Source organism: Psychrobacter sp. H27 (assembly GCF_059072655.1).
Window position 1 is genome coordinate 434,174 of record NZ_JCACRX010000001.1, and the last position, 22,174, is coordinate 456,347.

Annotated in this window: 20 protein-coding genes; 9 read left to right on the forward strand and 11 right to left on the reverse strand. The window is 42.5% G+C overall.

Going from position 1 to position 22,174, the window contains the following annotated elements:
* The first annotated feature begins 208 nt into the window (after positions 1–208).
* The 3 genes from pnuC (at position 209) to AC5JPY_RS01690 (ending at position 2,092) form a co-directional block, all read left to right on the forward strand.
* On the forward strand, positions 209–919 hold the full coding sequence (pnuC, locus tag AC5JPY_RS01680) for a nicotinamide riboside transporter PnuC (protein WP_493851892.1): 711 nt from the start codon (positions 209–211) through the stop codon (positions 917–919).
* Positions 870–1,466 carry an AAA family ATPase gene (locus AC5JPY_RS01685; protein ID WP_493851893.1) on the forward strand — a complete coding sequence of 199 codons (597 nt, stop codon included), beginning with the start codon at positions 870–872 and terminating at the stop codon, positions 1,464–1,466. Before pnuC ends, AC5JPY_RS01685 begins: the two co-directional genes overlap by 50 nt.
* 101 nt (positions 1,467–1,567) lie before the next feature.
* On the forward strand, positions 1,568–2,092 hold the full coding sequence (locus AC5JPY_RS01690; RefSeq protein WP_319052285.1) for a TIGR00645 family protein: 525 nt from the start codon (positions 1,568–1,570) through the stop codon (positions 2,090–2,092).
* 109 nt (positions 2,093–2,201) lie between these two features.
* Here the strand turns inward: AC5JPY_RS01690 and AC5JPY_RS01695 are convergent, their stop codons facing one another.
* The gene (locus AC5JPY_RS01695; RefSeq protein WP_443527084.1) at positions 2,202–2,885 is read right to left on the reverse strand and encodes a DUF421 domain-containing protein; all 684 of its coding nucleotides are present in this window, start codon (positions 2,883–2,885) and stop codon (positions 2,202–2,204) included.
* A 381-nt stretch (positions 2,886–3,266) separates the two neighbouring features.
* On the opposite strand from AC5JPY_RS01695, the gene AC5JPY_RS01700 reads away from it, so the two are divergent.
* Both AC5JPY_RS01700 and AC5JPY_RS01705 read left to right on the forward strand, forming a co-directional pair.
* Positions 3,267–4,184 (forward strand): DMT family transporter, encoded by a 918-nt coding sequence (locus AC5JPY_RS01700; RefSeq protein ID WP_493851894.1) that lies wholly within the window; start codon positions 3,267–3,269, stop codon positions 4,182–4,184.
* Positions 4,185–4,412: 228 nt separating this feature from the next.
* A complete protein-coding gene (locus tag AC5JPY_RS01705) occupies positions 4,413–4,904 on the forward strand; it encodes a lactoylglutathione lyase family protein (protein WP_493851895.1) in 492 nt (163 codons plus the stop codon).
* A gap of 131 nt (positions 4,905–5,035) precedes the next feature.
* Here AC5JPY_RS01705 and AC5JPY_RS01710 read toward each other — a convergent pair whose 3' ends face one another.
* Positions 5,036–5,449 (reverse strand): organic hydroperoxide resistance protein, encoded by a 414-nt coding sequence (locus tag AC5JPY_RS01710; RefSeq protein WP_493851896.1) that lies wholly within the window; start codon positions 5,447–5,449, stop codon positions 5,036–5,038.
* A 166-nt stretch (positions 5,450–5,615) separates the two neighbouring features.
* Here AC5JPY_RS01710 and AC5JPY_RS01715 point away from each other — a divergent pair, with 166 nt between their 5' ends.
* Together AC5JPY_RS01715 and AC5JPY_RS01720 are read left to right on the forward strand one after the other, a co-directional pair.
* The gene (locus AC5JPY_RS01715; protein ID WP_493851897.1) at positions 5,616–6,467 is read left to right on the forward strand and encodes an AraC family transcriptional regulator; all 852 of its coding nucleotides are present in this window, start codon (positions 5,616–5,618) and stop codon (positions 6,465–6,467) included.
* Positions 6,468–6,715: 248 nt separating this feature from the next.
* Positions 6,716–7,045: a hypothetical protein gene (locus tag AC5JPY_RS01720; RefSeq protein WP_319052290.1), complete on the forward strand. Its 330-nt coding sequence runs from the start codon at positions 6,716–6,718 to the stop codon at positions 7,043–7,045.
* Between the two features lie 80 nt (positions 7,046–7,125).
* On the opposite strand, the gene hrpA is transcribed toward AC5JPY_RS01720, so the two are convergent.
* From hrpA to AC5JPY_RS01750, 6 genes are all read right to left on the reverse strand, one after another.
* Complete coding sequence (gene hrpA / locus AC5JPY_RS01725; protein WP_493852716.1) at positions 7,126–11,268, reverse strand: ATP-dependent RNA helicase HrpA; 4,143 nt, start codon at positions 11,266–11,268, stop codon at positions 7,126–7,128.
* A 303-nt stretch (positions 11,269–11,571) separates the two neighbouring features.
* Positions 11,572–11,901, reverse strand: a complete 330-nt coding sequence (locus AC5JPY_RS01730) for a hypothetical protein (RefSeq protein WP_493851898.1) — start codon at positions 11,899–11,901, stop codon at positions 11,572–11,574.
* A 1-nt stretch (position 11,902) separates the two neighbouring features.
* Positions 11,903–12,496 (reverse strand): DUF1543 domain-containing protein, encoded by a 594-nt coding sequence (locus tag AC5JPY_RS01735; protein ID WP_493851899.1) that lies wholly within the window; start codon positions 12,494–12,496, stop codon positions 11,903–11,905.
* An 87-nt stretch (positions 12,497–12,583) separates the two neighbouring features.
* Positions 12,584–13,366 (reverse strand): metallophosphoesterase family protein, encoded by a 783-nt coding sequence (locus tag AC5JPY_RS01740; RefSeq protein WP_493843095.1) that lies wholly within the window; start codon positions 13,364–13,366, stop codon positions 12,584–12,586.
* A gap of 4 nt (positions 13,367–13,370) precedes the next feature.
* Complete coding sequence (locus AC5JPY_RS01745; protein ID WP_493851900.1) at positions 13,371–14,384, reverse strand: alpha/beta fold hydrolase; 1,014 nt, start codon at positions 14,382–14,384, stop codon at positions 13,371–13,373.
* A 325-nt stretch (positions 14,385–14,709) separates the two neighbouring features.
* The gene (locus tag AC5JPY_RS01750) at positions 14,710–16,131 is read right to left on the reverse strand and encodes an SLC13 family permease (protein ID WP_493851901.1); all 1,422 of its coding nucleotides are present in this window, start codon (positions 16,129–16,131) and stop codon (positions 14,710–14,712) included.
* Between the two features lie 385 nt (positions 16,132–16,516).
* Between AC5JPY_RS01750 and AC5JPY_RS01755 the strand changes: the two genes are divergently transcribed.
* Positions 16,517–16,669, forward strand: coding sequence for a hypothetical protein (locus AC5JPY_RS01755; protein ID WP_319052297.1), 153 nt, complete (start codon positions 16,517–16,519; stop codon positions 16,667–16,669).
* A 483-nt stretch (positions 16,670–17,152) separates the two neighbouring features.
* Here AC5JPY_RS01755 and AC5JPY_RS01760 read toward each other — a convergent pair whose 3' ends face one another.
* Positions 17,153–17,962: an enoyl-ACP reductase FabI gene (locus tag AC5JPY_RS01760; RefSeq protein WP_319052298.1), complete on the reverse strand. Its 810-nt coding sequence runs from the start codon at positions 17,960–17,962 to the stop codon at positions 17,153–17,155.
* 540 nt (positions 17,963–18,502) lie between these two features.
* Between AC5JPY_RS01760 and folE the strand changes: the two genes are divergently transcribed.
* Positions 18,503–19,099, forward strand: a complete 597-nt coding sequence (gene folE, locus AC5JPY_RS01765) for a GTP cyclohydrolase I FolE (protein ID WP_493843092.1) — start codon at positions 18,503–18,505, stop codon at positions 19,097–19,099.
* Positions 19,100–19,185: 86 nt separating this feature from the next.
* Here the strand turns inward: folE and msrB are convergent, their stop codons facing one another.
* Together msrB and AC5JPY_RS01775 are read right to left on the reverse strand one after the other, a co-directional pair.
* Complete coding sequence (gene msrB / locus AC5JPY_RS01770; protein ID WP_443527072.1) at positions 19,186–20,400, reverse strand: peptide-methionine (R)-S-oxide reductase MsrB; 1,215 nt, start codon at positions 20,398–20,400, stop codon at positions 19,186–19,188.
* A gap of 317 nt (positions 20,401–20,717) precedes the next feature.
* On the reverse strand, positions 20,718–22,022 hold the full coding sequence (locus tag AC5JPY_RS01775; RefSeq protein ID WP_443527071.1) for an iron-containing alcohol dehydrogenase: 1,305 nt from the start codon (positions 22,020–22,022) through the stop codon (positions 20,718–20,720).
* Between the last annotated feature and the right edge of the window lie 152 nt (positions 22,023–22,174).

A 22,174-nucleotide genomic window follows, 5' to 3' on the forward strand; every position in this document is an offset into this window, starting at 1 on the left:
CAAATTCAGTGAATAACTGTAAACTTAAAATCAGTGTGTTTATTATGCCTGAATATTATAATTTTTCTAATACTTTGTTACAAATAATCTGTTTCTTGCCATAAATAAGCAAAGACTGACTTCATTTCGTAATAGCTACGTTATAATTAGCGCCATTCTATTCTAAACAACCATACGTATCGCTATAAACTCATACTTAGGAATGCTAATGGTAGAACTTTTCAACTGGTTATTTGGCCAATACGCCGACTACTCTACAACGTTTATTGTGCTTGAGTTAATTGCCGTTGTCTTTGGTGTGGCTAGTGTCTTACTTGCCAGCAAAACCAATATCCTTGTCTTTCCTATTGGATTGGTTAGCACTGCTATATTTGTGTACCTACTGTGGAAATGGCAATTGTTTGGCGATATGTTCATCAATGCTTACTATACCGTAATGAGCCTGTATGGCTGGATCAACTGGTCAAAGAACAAGAAAAATCAGTCTATTGAACACAAGCAATCAGACGCCAATCGCGTCCGTATTGAGCATTTGCACGCAAAGGATATTCCTATACTTACCGCTTTGGCAGCAGGGACAATAGCTTTTGTAGGATTGGTTTATTATTTCCGTCCAGTGATCAATAACGGTCTTAGCTTCGACGGTGCAGTACTTGGCATGCATCTATTTACTTGGGTCGACTATACTGACATGCTCACTACGGCTTGGTTTCTTATGGCGATGTGGCTCATGGCACGGCGTAAAATCGAGCATTGGATACTATGGATTATCGCGGATGCAATATCAGTACCGCTATATTTTTATAAAGGCTTCACGTTTACCGCACTACAGTATGTAGTCTTCACTCTCATCGCAATCTGGGCATATTATGAATGGCAACGGCGCTACCGCATACAACCTCGAGCAGCATACGCCTAAATCTGTCATCAACGTCGCTGTACTAGGCGCAGAGAGCACGGGCAAAACCACGTTGTGTCATGATTTAGCAGCGCATTTCGACAGTGTGTGGGTATCAGAATACATGCGCACCTACTTACAAGCAAAATGGGATAATGAGCAGCTGACATGTACGTGGGAGGATCTACTGCCTATCGCACAAGGACAGATGCAACTGGAGAACACCTTAGCCAAGCAAGTCGCCCAAACTCCTAATAAAAACCGTTATTTGTTTTGCGATACCAGCCTGTTTGAGCTGATGACTTATTCTTATTGGTACTATGGCGACTGCCCTGCTGCCCTTGAGCAGGCGGCATTGGCACATCACTATGATTTGATACTATTGACTGATGTAGATATACCGTGGATCGCTGATGACTTACGTGACAGCCCGCACCAACGTGATGAGATAAATGCCTACTTTACCAGTCAACTAAAAAAATATAAAAAACCATTCCAGCGCGTTGGCGGGAATAGGGAGCAGCGCGTTCAGCAAGTAGTAGCGCAGCTTACTCACATAGACACATAGAGTAGGCACTACGTGTCATGACTAAAAATTACACGACTAAAAACAGGTTGGATTTTACCCACCATTAATATCATTTGTTTTTTAAAACTTAAGAGATATCCATGCTAAAGAAGTTTGAGCTGTACTTAGAAAAAACAATATTCAACAGCCGCTGGATACTGGCACCTTTTTATCTGGGATTGGTATTAGGCATCGTTTTACTATTTGTTAAGTTTGTTCAAAAACTATGGCATATGTTTGCCGATATACTCATAGCCTCCGAAGCCAGTGTGATTGTAGATATATTGATATTGGTTGATATCTCGTTAGTCGCCAGTTTATTACTCATCATTATATTTAGTGGCTACGAGATTTTTGTCTCAAAAATTGACACTGGCGCTCATGACGATCGTCCTAGCTGGATGGGGAAAGTAGATTTTTCTGGTTTAAAGCTCAAAGTCATCGGAGCTATCGTCGCGATCTCAGCAATCGACCTTCTGAAATCTTTTATGGATATCTCTAGCGGAATGAGTGAGCTCGATGCTGATAAACTGATGTGGAAAGTGATCATTCACATGACCTTTGTATTGTCAGGCTTGTTATTCGCTGTTATGGATAAAGTGGTCGGCGATACCAAAAAGCACTGATACTTAGAACACTTACAGGAGCAACTTAGTTTCTCAGTAATCTGGCTTCAAAGTCATAATCTATTGTGCTGTCTTACATCATGATATAGAAGACAGCACGGTATACTCATTATTTGACGATTTTGTTGTTTAATGCTTTAGCCCAGTTTCTACAATTGTCTTCGCATCGCGGGCAACAATGATCAGGGTCAGGTATCTTATTGACATAACCGCAATACATACAGGCATAGTAAGTATTTACCTCTGTTTCTTCGACTGCCTGATACTGCTTAGGGAACAACGGCATACCGTAATCTGTTTTTTCAGCGGTGTGCAATAAAATACTAAAATTGCCGTCAGCTTCGAGCAGACCAACACGAACTTGCCCTAAATGCTCAACCCCTTGCTGGCGCATCTCAGCAAAAAACTCATCATGTGACATCTCACCTTGCTTAATTTTATCAAGTACCAACATGCCATTTTCTACAATATAAAGTGATCTTCCCTCCAACAGGTCTTCAAAAGGCTGGAACTTCATCATCGCCCAGGTGCAAAACCTGTAGAGGGAGATGACCGTACCCATGATCAATACCGCCTGAATAATAGGCAGATCTTCGGTGAACATGGGATCGCCTGCAATAGAGCCTAGCGATAGAATAATGGTCAGCTCAAAGATAGAGAGCTGACGAACGCCGCGCTTGCCTGTGAATCGCAAGAACGTAATAATCAATACAAACATGACAGTGACACGTATTAAAATTTCAACGGCAAACAACCAAGTGGTGTCATGAATAAAAATACTTGCCCAATCCATACTACTGCTTCCTATTTATTTATCTGGTTTATTGTGTTTAATGGTTGTCTTGCTAATGGTTCATTTGATGCGAAATAGATTACCTCTATACTCCAAACCTTATCGTTAATACAACTATCGTTATTCTCATTTAACAAAGATTTTTTGTCACAAGTACGACAAAATATCTAACCTTATAAACCCACTGTCGCTCTAATTTTTATCTTTTTCATTATTACTTCTACTAATAAATAAGCTATCGTTATAGCGACATACCTAAGAAATCAAAGCCAGAAGTTAAAACCAAAAACTAGAAATCAAGACTATAGGCCAAAAATTAAGATAAAAACAAAACACAATGCTTGTCTATTTAGACACACTTACTCATTTTAGGAATCATCCTTGAAAGCCACTATTTATACCATCATTGCGTTAATTGCCTTTGCCGCAAACTCTCTTTTTTGCCGAATGGCATTGGCAGAGGGTTATATCGACGCTTGGAGCTTTACGATTATTCGCCTGCTAAGTGCGGCTGTGTGCTTAGCTTTTATTATGGCGATTCACGCTTACCGTCTAAAACGTCACTCTCGCACGACTGACAGCGCCGCCACTGATGCAATTTTGAATGATAAAGGCAGCTGGCTCAGTAGCATCAGCTTGGTTGTTTATGCATTGTGCTTCTCGATTGCCTATGTAGAGCTTGATACAGGCACTGGAGCATTGATTTTGTTTTCAGCAGTACAGCTTACGATGATTGGCTGGGGCATCTACCAAAAAGAGACGCTGAGTACATTGCAGTGGCTAGCATTTATCATTGCCGTAGCAGGGTTTGTCTATCTGATGCTGCCGTCAGCCGCTATCCCCTCACCCTTGGCTGCATCACTGATGGCGATGAGCGGTGCAGCTTGGGGAGTATACAGCATACGCGGCAAATCGTGTGTGTCACCACTGCGAGCGACAGGATTTAACTTTGTACGAAGTTTGGTAGCCGTTCCCATATTACTGTTAGTGGGCATGATGTATTTGGGCGATATGGGTTTAGCAAATATTGAGATGCAAAGCATCACAAGTGAAGGGATACTGCTGGCCTGTGCGTCAGGAGCGATCGCTTCTGGTCTGGGTTACAGTATCTGGTATAGCGCAATGCCATTATTGAAGAACACCCAAGCGGCTATCGTTCAGCTGTGTGTACCTGTGATTGCAGCAGTGCTGGGTGTGGTATTTTTGTCTGAACAGCTCACCATGCCATTTATTATTGCAAGCGTCGTGATTTTGGGCGCCGTCTTAGTATTTATTTTGAATAAAAGAGCCCCTGTTTAGACCATGCTGACTTACTAAAGTGTTGGCGCATCTTGCTGATCACCCATATTTTAGACCGAGCCTTTACTCACTATCGCATTGAAATATATAAATTATTTATACCTGACACCTTACAGTTCATTGCAATATGCCTGTGTTTTTACAACGCAGTGGTATTCCTCATGGTGCTATTTTTAAACAGCACCATGAGGAATACCACTGAGTCATACCCACATAGGAGTACAAGTAATGAGTAATGTTTATCCTAGAAGTTTTTCGCATGTTGGTCTGTCAGTTCCTGATATAGACAAGGCCGTCAAGTTTTATACTGAAGTCATGGGTTGGTATACTATCGTAGCCCCTACCAGAATTGCAGAAGATGATAGTCCTGTCGGTCAGATGTGTACAGAAATATTTGGCGAGGGATGGAGTCATCTACATATAGCGCATCTGTCTACTGCTGACCGAGTCGGTGTAGAGCTTTTTCAATTCAAAAACCAAGAAGATCCCGAAAATAATTTTGAATACTGGAAAACAGGTATTTTTCATTTTTGTGTTCAAGATCCGAATCTTGAGGAGCTTGTAGAGAGCATCATCGCTGCCGGTGGCAAAAAACGTATGAAACAACCCCGTTATTACTATCCAGGCGAAAAACCTTACCGCATGATTTATATGGAAGATCCATTTGGTAATATCGTTGAGATATACAGTCATAGCTATGAGCTCACTTATAGTCTATAGACCAAGTCATTTGATATATATCAGACAAACAAAAACCGCCCCAATTTGTATAAATCGGGGCGGTTTTTATATGAGCTATTACTTTTGCCAAATGGCTACTAGAGGCCAATTAGAGCCAACATAGAACACCGTTAGACAACAGTAACTTCTAAGCGAGTCTCAACGTTGCCGCGCGTTGCATTAGAGTATGGACATACCTGATGCGTGGCTTCAATCAGCTGCTGCGCCTGCACTTCGTCGATACCTGATACTTCAACATACAACTCTACGTCCAAGTTGTAACTGCCATCTGCTTTCATACCGATACCTACTTGCGCAGAAGTCTTAGAAGAGGTAATAGGCAGTTTCATATGCTGCGCAGTCATGCTCAAAGCGCTATCAAAACAAGCTGCGTAACCCATAGCAAAAAGCTGTTCTGGGTTGACGCCTTCTTTGTCTTGCTCTTGAAAAGAAACCAAATCAAAACCTAATGAGCCATCATCTAGTCCAGTGTGACCAGAACGTCCACCAGTAGCTGTCGCGCGAGTTTTATAAAATATTTTCATGATCAATAACTCCTTGTTTCATATTATTAGAGGTTGTGCTTACGCTGTTGCGATAAGACTATTATAGTGACGTCTGCTTATAGGCGTTAGAACAGACCTCTATAACTCTTGCCTAATCCTATAAATTTTTATACTATCAGGCAACACTCTAAAACAAGCAATGATGATGGATCAGACAACAATTGATCAACTACTCAGAGTACTACCTAAAAACAAAACCATCGAATCAGCTGTGGCAGGATTGTTCTTTTATTGTGCTGATAGGCCGAGCAAAGCTGTCAGCTATATACAAGAGCCAAGCATATGTATTGTCTTACAAGGCGAGCGAGAGATTTACTTAGGAGCAGACTGCCAAAGGTTTGATAATAGCAACCTGATGTTTTGCCCAGTCAATATCCCGCTCAGCATGCATATCAAACACGCTTCTATCGAAAACCCTGTCATTGTCTTATCCATGAAACTAGACCTAGCTATGATTAGAGATATTTTAGCGCGAATACCTGCTAACCAAACAATAGCAAGCGGTCACTCAGGCATAAAATGGCAGTTAGACAATACGATAATGGCGGCGTTTGAACGGTTGATAAACTTGCTTGATTATCCAAATAACATCAAGTTTTTGGCATCTTTGATTCAGCAGGAAATATACTATCGCCTACTCTCAGCAGAACAAGGAACCAAGCTTAGGCAATTGGTCGTCGATGGCAGTCATACACATCGCATCGCCCAAGCTACTGACTGGATAAAGGCACATTTAAATCAACCTATCATGGTCGAGCATCTTGCCAGTCGATGCGGTATGAGCGTCTCGGGGTTTCATCAGCACTTTAAAGAGATAACCCAATTAAGCCCATTGCAATATCAAAAAAACCTGCGGTTGATGGAGGCAAGGCGTCTGATTAAGAGGCACGGAGCACAAATATCACAGATCGCCATGCAAGTAGGTTATGAAAGCCCTAGCCAGTTTAGTCGAGAATATAAGCGACTGTTTGGTGTGAATCCGAGCAGTGATTTGTAGCTATCATTCTATCTTTCAATAACATAAGTTTTTCTGCTTAGGCTATTTTATATCGTATCGTTCGAACCCCTTCTTCAGAAATGATCGTTTTTAAATTAAATAATTTATGGCGTATTTTAAATATATGGAAAAATTGTTTGACTTGTCTTTATATTCGTATTATAACATATACTATATATTCAAATAAAAGAATATATAGACGTAGATAAATCTACGTTCATTAATAGATATGCTGGGGAGGAAATGACATGATTCGTTTAAGCTACACTCTCAAATGCTGGGCACTAGGCATCACTTATTTTTCAGTGTTTTACTTCTTGGTTGTCATGAGTGACCCCGGCTTTAGTAAATATCTATACATGTTAGCCCTAAGCACACTACTCTTCCCCATTGCCAAACGTGCAGTGGATGTAATGACAGATTTTTTTACCCCAGATATCGAGCTATTTAATGGTTTACTCCCATCCATCCTGATCAATGTGGTGATTTGGATACTGACACCATTTATCGTGGCATTTACCGCCATTGCGTTTATGCTCTATAGCATGGGAGTACTGACAGAAAGAATCAGTCATTAACTACCAATAAAAAAGAGGGCTAGATTAGTAATGACTAATCTAGCCCTCTTTTTGGGTTTAATATATAAAGATACTCTATGCTAGCTTACCTTATCCCACATTTTGCTAAGACGTTTGGGTGATACCGCCATACGGGTTTTCATCGGCTGAGCAAATAGCTGGATCCGATACTCTTCCACCATCCAGCGATACTCACTGATGGCTTCCTTATCCGCACGTCCTGCTAGTCGTTCCATATGCAAGTCTAGCGCGTAGACACCATCAAGATCGGCGTCTAAATTGTGCTCTAAACGCTCAAGGCGAATCTCTAGCGCTTCAAGATAACGCGGATACTGTTGCCAATGGCTATAATCCATACGGTAAACAAAATCAGCCAAATGTAAATCTTCTAATTGATCTTCAATATCATCAATAGACTCTCCAAATATCTCACGGTCTAGCATCAGTAGCCCCTGGCGAATACGTTGCCAGCGCGTATAGACATTTTTGAGCGTTTTGATAACGCTTTGACCTGTCAATAAGAAATTACTCAGCACAACTTCGAGCGTCTGTGCATATTCTTCAGGGGTAAATGGTAGCTCCTCACTCAGACCCACTGCAATATCATCAGCGCTCTCTGGTAGGTTTTCGCTATGGTCAAACAGGACATAGTGCTCTTCGAGTGCGGAATCCAATGTGGCATCAATAACGATTGTTTTTAGTTTTTCCATATCACCCAGCGGTGCAAATGCCAGTTTGAATATTTTATCTACTTGACTGGTCAGCTGTTTTTTCTTCGCACCAAGCTTCCCTTTGATCAAGGTTAATACGCCGATACGATGCGCTTGTAGTGCTGCATTGACATCGGTGTACTGGTGAATGGATACTGCTTCTCCTGCCTCATCAGCAACGAGCGCAGCAAACTGCTTCATGACCACGCCTGCGCTATGATGGTTTTTGCTAAAGGCAAAATGTTCAGGGAAGTCAGTATGCGCACCTTGTTGCTCATTAACCGCTTGGCTAGTCTTGGAAGCATGGCGAATCTGCAACGTTTGCAGATCACGACCTTTTTCGATGATACGGTTTTTGTCATCAACCACACAAATTTGTGGTTGCAAATAACGATCAATCGTAGAGGGGCTAAAACTCTCCGGCGTCACAGACATAATACCGCGGCGATTGAGCGCTTGGCACAGTTGTTTTAATAACCCTTGCCCGCCTTGTTGCTGCAACTCGTCAAATAGGCTATCTGCGGTATCAGGTATCGGGACGATCTGGCGACGGATATCTTTTGGTAATGATTTGAGCAACTGTAGCACCAACTCATAGCGCCATCCTGGCACACCCCATAGCAATTCAATCGCATCGAGCTGTGGTAATGCGGCAAGCGGTACGCGTATGGTCACGCCATCATCATCGCTTGCTGGATCAAAGATATAACGCAGCGGCAGTTTTAGATCACCCAGCTGCCATACTTCTGGGAAGTCGCCCGTGGTTGGTGCTTGGCTAGTGAGTACATCCTCGTCAGTAAAAAACAGATACTTGTTGTCGTTTTTCTCTACCTCTGCCCGCCAGTCTTCAAATGTTTTGCGGCTGGCAACATACTCAGGAATCTTTTTGTCATAGAACTGGTAGAGCGTTTCTTCATCAACCAATAAATCACGGCGACGTAGCTTGTCTTCGATGCGCTCAACCTGAGCAACTTTGTCCATATTATGCTGTAAAAATGGCGCATTGCGACCGAAATTACCGGTCACAAGACCATCACGAATGAATATCTCTCGTGACTCGACCAAGTTTACTTGCTCGTAGTTGGTGAGCTGCTTACTGATAATAATCAAGCCAAATAGACTAATCTGCGCGTACGCTTTGACTCGTCCTGTCTTTTTGGACCAATGCGGCTCAAAGTAATGATATTTGAGTAGGTCTCCTGCCGCCGAGGTAATCCATTCGGGTTCAATTTTGGCAACGGTACGCATAAACACTTGGGAGGTTTCGACCATCTCAAACGCCATCACCCAAGGCGGTATCTGTTTAAATACCGTACTGGCTGGGAATATCTTGGCTTTTTGCTGGCGCGCCGCCAAATACTCACCGCGACTTTCAGTTTTGTGCGCGATAATAGACAACAAACCTGTCAATAAGGCTCTATGCAAATTGGCATATTTGACAGCTTTTAACGCTTCGTCTTCGATCGCTGTTGGGTCATTCTTGGCAACATTTTTATCCGATATTTGTGAGTCATTGACATCGGTTAACTTAAGCTCAGTGACCATTTGTACCAATTGACGATGCGTCTGGTGCCATTCGCGTACACGAGGGAAACTTAGATAGTTCTTTTTTGCAAACTGCTTACGCTGATTACCGGACAGCTTATTGCCGTCTTCGTCCTTTTCAAACAGTGCCTTCCACAGACTTAGATAGAATAAAAAATCAGAGTCGTCTTGACGAAAGACCGCATGTTTTTGATCGGCTTGCGTGCGCTTATTGGCAGGACGCTCACGTGGATCTTGTACCGCAAGCGCTGCCACCACGATTAGCATCTCACGAATACAATCAAAGTCAGAACCAGCCACTAGCATACGTGCCAGCCTTGGATCGATTGGCATACGTGCCATTTTCTGACCTGTTGCTGTTAGGCGAAGATGATCGAGCCCTTTTTGACGCTTTGATGATTTGTTTTTATCTTGCGTAGTATCTTGTTTGGATGTGATGGCGCCCAGTTCATCAAGCAGCTTGTGACCATCAGTGACCAATCGACTATCAGGTGGCTCAATAAAATCAAAGTTGTCAACACTACCTAAACGTAGGTTTGCCATCTGCAATATCACAGAGGCTAGATTGGTACGTAAAATCTCAGGCTCAGTAAATTCAGGACGACCACTAAAGTCCTCCTCAGAATATAGGCGAATACAAACCCCTGGCGCGACACGGCCACAACGCCCCTTACGCTGGTTGGCTGCCGCTTGCGAAATTGCTTCAATCGGCAAACGCTGCACACGTGAGCGATATGAGTAACGCGAAATACGCGCAAACCCCAAGTCAATCACGTAGCGAATGCCCGGTACGGTCAATGCCGTCTCAGCGACATTGGTCGCGATGACAATACGTCGACCGCGACCTGACGGCTGAAAGATGCGCTGCTGCTCTTCATAGGTCTGCCGTGCAAACAGTGGCAACACTTCAGTATGGCGTGGACCATGGCGCTCAAGCACTTCTTGCATCTCACGGATTTCTGCTTCAGTCGCGGCAAATATCAAGATATCAGCCTGATCGGCATGACCTTTATTTTGCGCGTCGCTAAAACACTCCTCGACAGCAGCAACCACCGCACGCGGTAGATTTTCTTCAAAATCATCATAGCTGTCATCTTCTGAGCTATTTACTGGTTCATCGGTCAGCGGACGATAACGAACTTCTACTGGAAAGCTACGCCCTTCAACATTAAAGATAGGTGCAGGGACTTGCCGTTTAAGCTTGGCATCATAACGACTGAAGTATTCACTAAAGCGCTTGGTATCAAGGGTCGCTGAGGTAATAATTACTTTTAAATCTGGACGTTTGGGCAGCATCTTTTTGAGATAACCCATGATAAAGTCGATATTTAAGCTACGCTCATGCGCCTCATCGATAATAATCGTATCGTACTTACTCAAAAAACGATCATGACCCAGCTCAGCCAGCAAAATACCATCGGTCATTAGCTTGACTACAGATTGCGCTGATCCTTGCTCGTTGAAGCGAATCTTGAAACTGACCGTATTGCCTAGCTGCTCTCCGAGCTCTTCTGCAATACGGTTTGCGACGCTACGCGCGGCCAAGCGTCTTGGCTGCGTGTGCCCTATCTGTCCAGTAATACCGCGTCCTGCCAGCATGGCAAGCTTAGGTAATTGCGTTGTTTTACCAGAACCTGTCTCACCCGCCACGATAATGACTTGATTGTCGATGATGGCTTGTACCAGATCTTCTGCACGTTGACTTACTGGCAGATTAAGATTTAACTTAGCGGGCAAATCGCTTGGAATACTGTCGATGCGGGCTTGTACTGCTGCTTGAGAGCGCGTTTTTATCTTATCGTATTGGGCACGCTTCTTAGTCAGCACATCGTCTCGATTGTTTTTTTGCTCAGAATCATGATTGGATTTTTTATTTTTGGACACCGCAGCGCGCGCCAGCTCTCGTTCAAGACGGCTTAAATAGTAGCTGTCTTTAGCAAGTACAGGTAAATCAGCTGATGGCGTTATTGCTACTTTTGTGTCATTAATTTCATTTTTACTAGAAATGCTTAAATTGTCTCTATTGGAAGTATCTGGCATATTTGCTTAGGCTATTTATTATTAATAAGTGATTAGATTATGGAGGCAAATAGCAGGCGATTCAAGTGAGTCCTGTATTGATTACACACCTGAAATTCACACTATAACTATGCGCGATAGAACGCCTGTCTTAGCTGTGGTAAAAGTATCGACGCACGTAGCTGAGATAGCATGGATATAAACATTAGATTGCACATACTGAAAGCCGCAGAGAAGGCTCAGCTAGTAACATTAATCACTATTGGGATAGGCTTTGGTATAAATAATCTGTTGACTGGCAGCGGCACCTTCAAAAAAGGCATGTATTTTTTGAAGGGATAGTCTAGGAAAAGGCAGATGTAGCGACAGTATCAGTTTTTCAAACCCAACCATCTCATTAGCCAACTCTCTCGCTACGTCAGGACAAATCTGCGGGTTTTCATAAAGGTTGTCAATTAGCCACGTCAATCGTGGAAATTTTGCGTTATTATGAATTTGATAAAGTATGGGCAGTAGGTCATCAGATATCTGGCAGCGCGCTTTGCGGATTAGACCACTTTTGTAGTGCATATTTAAAGACATATTATGACAACTTCCTTAGATTCTTGATACTCAAGTATCCCACATACTCTTTATCTTCTCCAATCTCAATATTGTCCTCCCCTATCTCAGCGATAGGCTCGATCAACAGCTGAACATTTGAGAGCAGATCATTTACGTTATAGATATCATCTATATCCACTTCAAACTTATCATCGATATGAGAGGCGGCATCGAGAGGTGAATCGATATCTGTGAAGGTGAACTGTTTATAAAAATCGCTTTGTTTAGCCTGCTTAATCGCTTGTGCCTGACTGGTGGCGACAACAAGCAATTTATAATGAAACTCTTCAAAACTGCCCCGCTGATAACCGCCCAAATTGATAAAGAACAGCTTTAGGTCGGCCTCTGTACTGACTTGCTCACCTGACTCAAGCAGTTTGATCGTGTAACTATCAACCTTAGTAATCGCTCGATACGAATCAATATGCCATTTATTTTTGACCTCTGGCCAATGTTGGTTGATATCTGCTACCAGTCCACTGACCTGATTGGCGACACCAAAAAACATGTCGTGCTGCTCTATCAGACGCCCTTTGGGACGACCACCAAGTTGAACCATATATAGAGTGAGCATGTAACACCGTCCTTATAATAATTTAATGGTAGATCATGGTTGGTGGCTTTAGTCATTTCGGCTAGCAATAATGCTGAGTCTTCCACACTACAATACTCGCCCAGTATTTAAAGCAAACGCCCAGTCTTCGCGTCCATTTTTGGAGGCCAGTGTAGCTGCTTTTTTATGATCATAAGCCACCTTGATATGCTCAGTTTGCCAACGTTTACCTTGTTGAGTATCAATGGATGTTATAAGAGCATAGTTAGCATAAGGTGAATAGGTCTGCATTTTATGGATGATAGGCAAATCATCTTCGTAAGCGGGGTAACCGACGCTACCACAATTAATAACTGTTTGACCTGATGATAATACTACTGTTCGTGGAATATGGGTATGACCACAGACAATGACCGCACTATCGACACCATCAAGCAGTGATGAAATAGAGGCATCATCACGTACTACTGGCTGCCCTGTTTTAATATCTTCTAGTAAATACATCATGTCATCGGTTGGTGAGCCGTGGCATAGGTAGACATCCTTACTTAAATGATAATCGAACGGCAAAAACCGCATCCATTCAATCGCATCTTTAGATAATTCTGTGACAATAAAACTCAACGTTGAATTGCTAACAATTTCTGCTGTCGTTGCTTCATAAATCTGCCTATCCTGATTACCTCGTATGGTAATAATGTCTTCTTGATGTTCCATTAACAGCTCATAGGTAGCCTGAGGCGCTATTGGCCCATATAAAATATCACCAAGATTTACGATCTGATCAGCACCGCGTTGTTTGATATCAGCAAGCACTGCCTCCAAAGCAAAGACATTACTATGAATGTCTGAAATCGCAGCGATGGTTGTTGTTTTTATTATCTTGTTCATGTCTCTACTCATTCATCAAAAATTGCTTCACAACATCAACAGTTGCTATCGGATTTTCTTCATGCGGTACATGACCCAAATCATCAAACACCACAAGCTGACTGTTACGTATATCCCTGTGAAATAATGCCGCGTTTTCTACAGGTATGAGGTTATCTTTTGCACCCCATAATATCAATGTCGGTATATCCAACTGCTTGATTTGTTCTTGATGACTATCACTATCGGTTTCTTTTAGACGACGAGTCAAGGCTTGCCGATTGCCTTGGCGTAGTGTCAATTCATAGTATCTATCAACTAAGTCATCGTCGACCTTACTCTCATCTGCATACACGCTCACGACGCTTTTTTCGACGACACTTCTGGGCAAGATATAATTTAAAATAGGCGCTATTGCAGGATAGCCTGCAACCTTAAAGCCAATAGGAATATGTTTGGGTACTGCTGGATAACCCACTGAATCCACTAATATAAGCTGTTCTATGCGATCAGGGTATAAGGCTGCGGTACGCCAAGCAATTTTACCGCCCAACGAATTGCCTGCTAGAATGACACGATCTATATCCAAGCGATCAAGCACTTGAATGACAAATTCAGCATAACGCTCACTGCTATATTGTATGCTTTGGTCAATATAAGGACCTGTTAGACCAAATCCTGGTAAATCCATACTCACAACACAGTATTGATCAGAAAGCGCCTCTGTCCAGCCACTCCACGTATGCAAGCTTGCTGATGTTCCATGCAACAAAACAATGGTGCTAGTAGAAGTGGTATCAGGAGAGGTATCAGCCCCTGCGTCTATTGATACTGTTCTACGGTTTGCATGACATATACCGGATTGCGTCATATGTGCCTGCGTACCTTGTATGTCTATAAATTCACTATTAGGTAGCTGCCAATGCTTTAGCTCAGCGACAGTACGGTCTGGTGCCCAATATAGTGCTATGAGTGCCACTAGCACGACAACCATAATCAAAATAATAAAGACCGTTATTTTTAATAAATACTGTGTCATGTGATCAAGTCCATTTAATAGTATGACATTAGGTTATGGCGTTTTTTCTAAGTATTTTTTCGAGTATTGTCCCTAGGTATAATCCTAAGTATTATTCTTAAGTACTGTTTTTAGATATCGATTGACGATCAGTTGCGACTGGCTACAACTGACGTATATCATCAATATTTATCCAACTGCTACTCACTATGGTATAAAAGCAAATTATAAGTAGTTTACTTTTATGAAGCATAACAAGTCATAAAAAAACCCGATGCTTAAGTCGGCCTTAAACATCGGGTTTAATTTCTCACCAGTACGTATGACTGGGTTTTTGGCTACTTAACTATAGCAAGAAAAAATATGCCCAGAAGCCAATAATAATGGTCGCAATAATATTCAATATAATACCAGTGCGCACCATCTCTGTCTGCTTAATTAAACCCGTACCGAATACAATAGCATTTGGCGGCGTGGCAACTGGCAGCATAAAGGCGCACGACGCACCGATACCAATGACCAATACCAGCACTTCATGTGGTAAGCCCATTTGCTCTGCAATCGCTGCAAATACAGGTACTAGGAGCGCCGCCGATGCCGTATTGGAAGCAAACTCCGTCAAGAAAATAATGAATGCAGATACCGCTATCATGACAACCAACAGCGGTGCAGCAGACAGTGCACTTGCCACAGTCTCACCCAGCACCAATGACGCACCCGATACTTTTAAGATAGTCGATAGCGCAATCCCGCCACCGAACAACATGAGCACACCCCAATCGGTATTGTCTGATACTTGCTTCCAAGACACCAGTCCTAAACTCACCACTGCCACCGCGGCTGCCAGTGCAATAATGGCATCCGTATCAGTAATATCGAAAGCGGCCCCAATTTTCTTAGAAAAAATCCAGCTCAGTGCCGTGATGATAAAGACAATAATAGTGGCGATACGTGGCTTATTCCAAGCAATGGGCTCATCTTCGGCGAGCACGACTTTGCGATTGAGATTGGGTTTTAAGAATACATACATGGCACCCAGTAATAGCGGTAGCAGTACCAGCATCATAGGGATACCAAACTTCATCCAATCAACAAATGCAATATCTAGCGCTTTTGCCGCAATCGCATTCGGCGGGGAGCCGACAATCGTACCCAGTCCGCCAAGGCTGGCTGAGTAAGCAATACCTAACAATACAAAGACAAACGTTCCTCGGTCTTTTTCACGATCGACCTGTGTCAAAATACCTAAAGCTAGCGGTAGCATCATCGCTGCTGTAGCTGTGTTCGATATCCACATGGATAAGAACGCAGTCACACCAAATATCAAAAATACAGCGGTACTGAGCTTGCCACCGGACATCGATAAAATCTTGAGGGCTATTTTTTTGTCTAGCTGCTGTACGTGTAACGCGGCTGCCAATGCAAAGCCACCAAAAAACAGATAAATAGTGGGACTAGCAAAGCTCTGCAACCCAATCTCAGCATCGAAATCTGGTATACCAACCAATGCGCCTACCACGACTACTAGCAGCGCTGTAATAGTGACGTGCACAGCTTCTGTGAGCCATAACGCTCCAATAAAAAACAGTACGGCAAGACCCTTATTTGCATTGATATCGAATGGCAATACATTGTAGATAACTATTGCAATAATCGCCGCAATGGCGACAACGATCAACCCCTTACCCGTACCCTTTGGAAAACTATCGGTAAATAAATATTCATTGCCATCATTAGGCAGATGGCTGTCCAGTTTTTGCTCTGACATAAAATGTCCTTATTGAATCAAAGACGGTATAAAAAACCCAATATAAAGACGCATTTTTCTTACTAGCGACTCTCTTCTCATTACCTTGAATGCAAATTTTAATTAAGGTAAAAATCTCTACACATGCTACTAATATATATTTTTAATTATTATCTATATCTAATATAGATATGATTAAAGCGGTTACCTCTGGTAACGTATTCTGTCTAAAATTGGCACTAATGGTTGGTTACACATCGTCACTAAACAAGCGCATATTTTATATGTACAACGTAGCATTGGTCTTTCATACTAGATGAGTTAAACATTACCTACGTCATAACTGGTACAGGCTTGGCGTAAGTTTTCCTATTGGAAACCAAATAAAAATAAACTGGAGCACTTTATGACAGACTCAAATAAAACCGATGCAACGACTAAAATGGCACCAAAGGACATCAACCAAGATGGCTTAGCCAAAGAAGATCAGCAACGTACTGATGATTCTATGCTCGATATGATGCAAGGTATGCATGAACACGAAGACCACAAAGAGTAAGACAAAGAATAGTGTTTTAGGGCAGGCCAATTCTAAATATAGTCGCTTGCTTGTGTAACACAAACAGTAAACATAATAAGCGTTTATCATTTTGATAAGCGCTTTTTTAATGTTGACCGTTTTTTAACAGAGATATAAAAACTGATTTTTGCACAAGCTTTGTTGTCCTACGACTGTGGTCAGAACGACCAGAGGATCACAGTCAACATTAGTAAATCACACCCTACTAGACTAGCACCAAAAAAACAATACCCGATAATAGTATAAGAATCCGATGCTACCTTAATAATAAGATGGTGCGGGAGTCAGTCGACAACACAACTGCGTGGCCTAGCGAACAACAATGATAGTATAAGCAAAAAAGACAACCTATCGGCTGTCTTTTTATATCACTGAACGAATTATTTTAACAACCGTTATGCATGCTAGTCACGCTGCTGAGTGAACAGACATGACTCTCACTCGCAAACAGTGTGTAACCCATTACTTTGCTGGTTCATCAAGCATCATCAGCTGTTCGCTGATAGCAACGGTATTAAACCCTGCATCTACAAACATAATCTCGCCCGTGATACCAGATGCCCACGGCGATAGTAAGAATAATGCTGCATTACCTACTTCGGTCTGGGTGATATTGCGTTGCAGTGGTGCAATCTTTTCGCTGACATCAAGCATTTTGCGGAATGACTTAATACCGCTAGCCGCAAGCGTACGGATAGGACCAGCTGAGATTGCATTCACACGAATACCTTCACCGCCCATAGACGTCGCTAAGTAACGCACGCTAGCTTCGAGACTGGCTTTTGCCATACCCATGACATTGTAGTTTGGCAACACTGAAATACTGCCTTCGTAAGTCAAGGTCAACATAGAGCCATGGCGCATCGCTAACAACTCACGAGCGGCCTTTGCCAATGCAACAAAGCTATAGCTTGAGATATCATGCGCAATATGGCTGCCTTCACGTGTGGTAGCACTGACAAAATCGCCATCTAGCTGATCCATCGGCGCAAAACCAATCGCATGTACGACGCCATCGATACCATCACCCCAGTGGGCAGTCACTTGCTCAAAACAAGCAGCGATTGAGTCATCAGAAGCAACATCACACTCTAGCACCAAATCTGCTTCGAACTTTTCGGCAGCCATATCGACGCGTTTTTTAATTTTGTCGTTTGGATAAGTCAAAATCAAAGATGCACCTTCGCGGTGCAACGCTTCTGCGATAGCCCAAGCGATAGAGAGTTTACTTGCGATGCCAGTTACGACAAATCGTTGTCCTTGCAGTAGCATAAGATTTCCTTTTGAATCAATCGAGATGATTTAGAATAAAAATTTATTTAGAGTAATTAGAATATTGAGACTACTAAATAGTACAAATGAAAAGATGAGTTATTATACACGAATTCATTTAAGTAAACAGTCGTAAACTGTATTTGATTCTTGTCTGTAGATTCGCTAATACAACCAGCTAATCAAATAAAAATGCCTAACAGCGATTTATTAATTCAAGCAATGTCATCAACGAACGCTGTTTGCGAGTCATTGAAGTGCATTTTAGCATTGGCGCCTCACAATAAAACGCGTGAACGTTAATATTTAGCTTATTGTTTGTCAAAATCGTACTTCAAATACTAACGCTGCACTGTTGCGATTAAGTACCAAACACTTCCTTATTGATTAAAGACTCAACCGCTCGCCACAGCAGTATGAAGTTCAGCAGATTTCGAGTATAATCACAGCCCTTCCCAGCTTGCACAATTTTTATAAGAGTCCTCACATGATAGGACTCAGCGTTAAGCTACACCCACATTTTGGATGGCTGCCAAACTTATGAGTAACACCCCAATAACAACTCCAGATTATAAAGAAAGTACCGAATCTTATCGCCAACTGATTGGATCGACTGGCGAGGACTTGGATCGTCCGGGTTTACTAGATACGCCTATACGTGCTGCAAAAGCCTTTGCTCACTTGACTCAAGGCTATCATCAAAGCATCGAGGAAGTGGTCAATGATGCTGTTTTTCCATCGACCAATCGTGAGCTAGTACTGGTGCAGAACATTGAGTTCTATTCATTGTGTGAGCATCATATGCTGCCGTTCCATGGTGTCGCTCATATCGGCTACCTACCTGATGGCCAGGTACTAGGGCTTTCGAAGTTTGCCCGTATTGTCGATATGTTTGCTCGCCGTCTACAAATACAAGAAAACCTGAGTGAGCAGATTGCACAAACTATCATGGATGTCACTGGCTGCCGCGGAGTGGCGGTCGTTATGGACGCATCACATATGTGCATGATGATGCGCGGCGTCAGCAAACAGCATTCGACTACGCGTAGTACGGCGATGCTTGGTGAATACAGTCACAATATCCAAGCTCGTAACGAGTTTTTGGGCGCTGTACCTAAACGTCAGCCTGCTTTCTAAATGCTGTGGATGATTTCACCTATTATAAATAGCAAAAAGGACGCATTTAGCGTCCTTTTTATTTGAGTAGATTATAAAAAACGGTACTAGCTCATTGGTCTAACTTCATCTATCCATTGACCGTAACCAGCGGCTTCCATCTGTGCGAGCGGAATAAAACGTAGTGCTGCTGAGTTCATGCAATATCGCTTACCTGTCGGTGCTGGACCATCATTGAATACATGACCGACATGCGAGTCCGCATAGCGGCTACGAATCTCAGTACGCGTCGAAAAAAGACCGCGATCTTCTTTTTCAACGACCAGCTCAGTATTTAATGGACGAGTAAAACTTGGCCAGCCCGTGCCAGATTTGTATTTGTCGCGTGAAGAGAACAATGGCTCACCAGATATCACATCGACATACAGTCCAGGTTCTTTATTATCCCAATATTCATTGTCAAAGGCGCGCTCAGTACCGTCTTTTTGAGTGACTTTATATTGAATATCAGTGAGCGATTTTTTTAACTCATCTTGTGCAGGTTTCACAAAGGTATCTGGATTGAACCCTGTGCTGACTGTACTGCTGATCGTTTGGCTAGATATCATTGGCTCTGCACTACTTGCAGTAGGTGCAAACTGGCTAAAATCTAGCTCATAGTCTTTGCCGTATACGCTTTCGATAAACTGGTATCGACCAGAATTGAACGTGTAAGCTTTATAGCGTATTGGGTTCTTTTTGTAATAATCCTGATGATACTCTTCAGCAGGATAAAACGTGCTCGTAGGTACAATCTCAATCACGACTGGTTTTTCGTATACCCCGGAATCTTGCAATGCTTGCTTGGCAGATTCTGCTATTTGCTTTTCTTGAGCATTGTTATAAAAAATCGCTGGGCGATACTGTGTACCACGATCGACATATTGTCCTTGATCGTCAGTGGGGTCAGCAATTCTCCATAATGCTTGCACTATACCGTTATATGTGATTTTTTTGGGATCATAGTATACTTGCGCCGCTTCTGTATGACCCGTACCCCCTGCTGATACTTCTTTATAGGTTGGGTTCTCGGTATTGCCTCCCGTGTAGCCAGATACCACTTCAACTACGCCTGGGATTTTTTCATAGCCTGCTTCAACACACCAAAAACACCCGCCAGCTACTGTGGCTACTGCCAGTCCTGGAGTAGTCGGTGCATAGGGATTAGCATCTGTTGTATTTTTTACAGTGGTGCTGTTCTCGGTAGATGCACAGCCTGCATAAAGCGCACTGCTCGCAATGACAATCAGTCCCATGATCTTAGAGGGCAATATGCGATTCATAAAAATCTCCTAAACGTAATGTTATTTAACTATCCTAACGCCTATGTGTCACCATAACATTCCTGTATTGTTACATATTACAATTTATTAAGTTATTTTTTATCAAATACGAATGAGCAGAAGATAAATTAAACAATAATATGATGATCATCTTGTATTTTAATCAATACAGTATATAAAAATTATGATCGATGTATAAAGAAAAACTAGATATTTGGCAGATCTTCTGATCACGTTATTGTCTCAAACGTATTAAAAAAGCCTATCCTCAAAAGAAGAATAGGCTCTTTATTTATCATAAGCGTGTTAGTAAAAAACTATGACACCTTTTGGATGTCTTCTTTTGCTTCATTGTCACTTGCCTGCTTAATTTTCGTTAATATCTCTTTGATTTCAGATGCTGAGAGATACGTCGGTACCGCATAGGTATCACTGACTTCTTTTGCAGCAGCTTTTGCAATGTCATCAAAATCACTGGTTTGCATACCACTAACGGTTGGGTCGATATTCAAGTCGGCAATCAGCTCTCTGACTTGTGCAATGAGATGGTTTGCTATTTCACTATCACCATTGCCTGCTTGACCATCTTGTACCATACCTGTTCTTTTTGCCAGTGCTGCCAGTCTCTTTTTACTTGCCTTGCGATTGACGTCAAGTACATAAGGCAACACGATGGCATTAGCGCGACCATGAGGAATACTATAATAAGCGCCTAACTGATGCGCGATAGCATGAACATAACCCAAACCTGCTTTGTTAAAAGCGATTCCACCATAATGGGCAGCGATCCCCATCTTCTCTCTAGCCTTTAGATTGCCGCCATCTTTATACACCAGTGGCAGATAATTCACAACAGATTTGACGGCAGAGGCTGCATAGTAGTCTGTCTCTACGCTTGCATTAGCGCTCATCCATGCTTCTAATGCATGTGTCAATACGTCAATGCCCGTGTCGGCTGTGATATGGGCTGGCATGCCTTTCATGATAACAGGGTCAATCGCAGCGGCGAGCGGCACCATTCTTGGGTCGATAGACAGGGCTTTTTGGTGTGTTTTGTCATCAGAGACGACCGCACCAAGCGTTGCTTCTGAACCAGTACCTGCTGTGGTCGGCACACAATATAGTGGTGCTGAAGGCTTTCTTGCTTTAAGAATGCCGATTAGTTTTTGAGGCTTGCACTTGTTGCCTTGAGACATCGCGATCATTTTGGCAGCATCAATCACTGAACCACCGCCAATAGCTAAGACAGCATCGCAATTGGCATCTATAGACTGACGCAGTCCTTCTTCAACAACCTTGAAGGTTGGATCTGGCGTAATACCATCATAAACATGATAACGAATATTTTTTGCATCTAGATAGTCAGTAATCTTTGCAGGTATACCAAGCTTATTTAGCACGGCATCAGTGACGATAAACACGTTGGTATTACCTTCATTTATGAGCATATCACACAGCTCGTCACAAGAAGACTCTCCAACAAATAACATCGGTCTTCTGATAGGTATCACATAAGAGACTGCTTTTAGTACTTTGGCACGTGTCTTAGCAACGGCCAAGTAGCCAGCATGCTGGAGTCCTGTGCTATTGACCAGCTTGGTCATACTGTTTTGTTTTTTCATGGGTACAAAAATCCTTTTCAATGATGATTTTAACCGCGATAACAACTGTGTGACCAGTTGATGGTGTTTGATTACTATTGGCAGAATAAATACTTATGCCTACAACAAAAAGGCTCAGCTAGAACTTAGTTAAAATTTGGTTAGCTCTGGCG

What these genes read in the sequence shown, in the direction of transcription:
- AC5JPY_RS01685 (WP_493851893.1), top strand. Translation starts at nt 870, where the DNA reads ATGAATGGCAACGGCGCTACCGCATACAACCTCGAGCAGCATACGCCT.
- AC5JPY_RS01760 (WP_319052298.1), bottom strand. Translation starts at nt 17,962, where the DNA reads ATGCTACTGCAAGGACAACGATTTGTCGTAACTGGCATCGCAAGTAAA.
- AC5JPY_RS01730 (WP_493851898.1), bottom strand. Translation starts at nt 11,901, where the DNA reads ATGTCTTTAAATATGCACTACAAAAGTGGTCTAATCCGCAAAGCGCGC.
- AC5JPY_RS01720 (WP_319052290.1), top strand. Translation starts at nt 6,716, where the DNA reads ATGATTCGTTTAAGCTACACTCTCAAATGCTGGGCACTAGGCATCACT.
- AC5JPY_RS01710 (WP_493851896.1), bottom strand. Translation starts at nt 5,449, where the DNA reads ATGAAAATATTTTATAAAACTCGCGCGACAGCTACTGGTGGACGTTCT.
- AC5JPY_RS01705 (WP_493851895.1), top strand. Translation starts at nt 4,413, where the DNA reads ATGAGTAATGTTTATCCTAGAAGTTTTTCGCATGTTGGTCTGTCAGTT.
- AC5JPY_RS01745 (WP_493851900.1), bottom strand. Translation starts at nt 14,384, where the DNA reads ATGACACAGTATTTATTAAAAATAACGGTCTTTATTATTTTGATTATG.
- msrB (WP_443527072.1), bottom strand. Translation starts at nt 20,400, where the DNA reads ATGAATCGCATATTGCCCTCTAAGATCATGGGACTGATTGTCATTGCG.
- AC5JPY_RS01755 (WP_319052297.1), top strand. Translation starts at nt 16,517, where the DNA reads ATGACAGACTCAAATAAAACCGATGCAACGACTAAAATGGCACCAAAG.
- AC5JPY_RS01715 (WP_493851897.1), top strand. Translation starts at nt 5,616, where the DNA reads ATGGATCAGACAACAATTGATCAACTACTCAGAGTACTACCTAAAAAC.
- AC5JPY_RS01750 (WP_493851901.1), bottom strand. Translation starts at nt 16,131, where the DNA reads ATGTCAGAGCAAAAACTGGACAGCCATCTGCCTAATGATGGCAATGAA.
- AC5JPY_RS01735 (WP_493851899.1), bottom strand. Translation starts at nt 12,496, where the DNA reads ATGCTCACTCTATATATGGTTCAACTTGGTGGTCGTCCCAAAGGGCGT.
- AC5JPY_RS01775 (WP_443527071.1), bottom strand. Translation starts at nt 22,022, where the DNA reads ATGAAAAAACAAAACAGTATGACCAAGCTGGTCAATAGCACAGGACTC.
- pnuC (WP_493851892.1), top strand. Translation starts at nt 209, where the DNA reads ATGGTAGAACTTTTCAACTGGTTATTTGGCCAATACGCCGACTACTCT.
- AC5JPY_RS01690 (WP_319052285.1), top strand. Translation starts at nt 1,568, where the DNA reads ATGCTAAAGAAGTTTGAGCTGTACTTAGAAAAAACAATATTCAACAGC.
- folE (WP_493843092.1), top strand. Translation starts at nt 18,503, where the DNA reads ATGAGTAACACCCCAATAACAACTCCAGATTATAAAGAAAGTACCGAA.
- AC5JPY_RS01695 (WP_443527084.1), bottom strand. Translation starts at nt 2,885, where the DNA reads ATGGATTGGGCAAGTATTTTTATTCATGACACCACTTGGTTGTTTGCC.
- AC5JPY_RS01740 (WP_493843095.1), bottom strand. Translation starts at nt 13,366, where the DNA reads ATGAACAAGATAATAAAAACAACAACCATCGCTGCGATTTCAGACATT.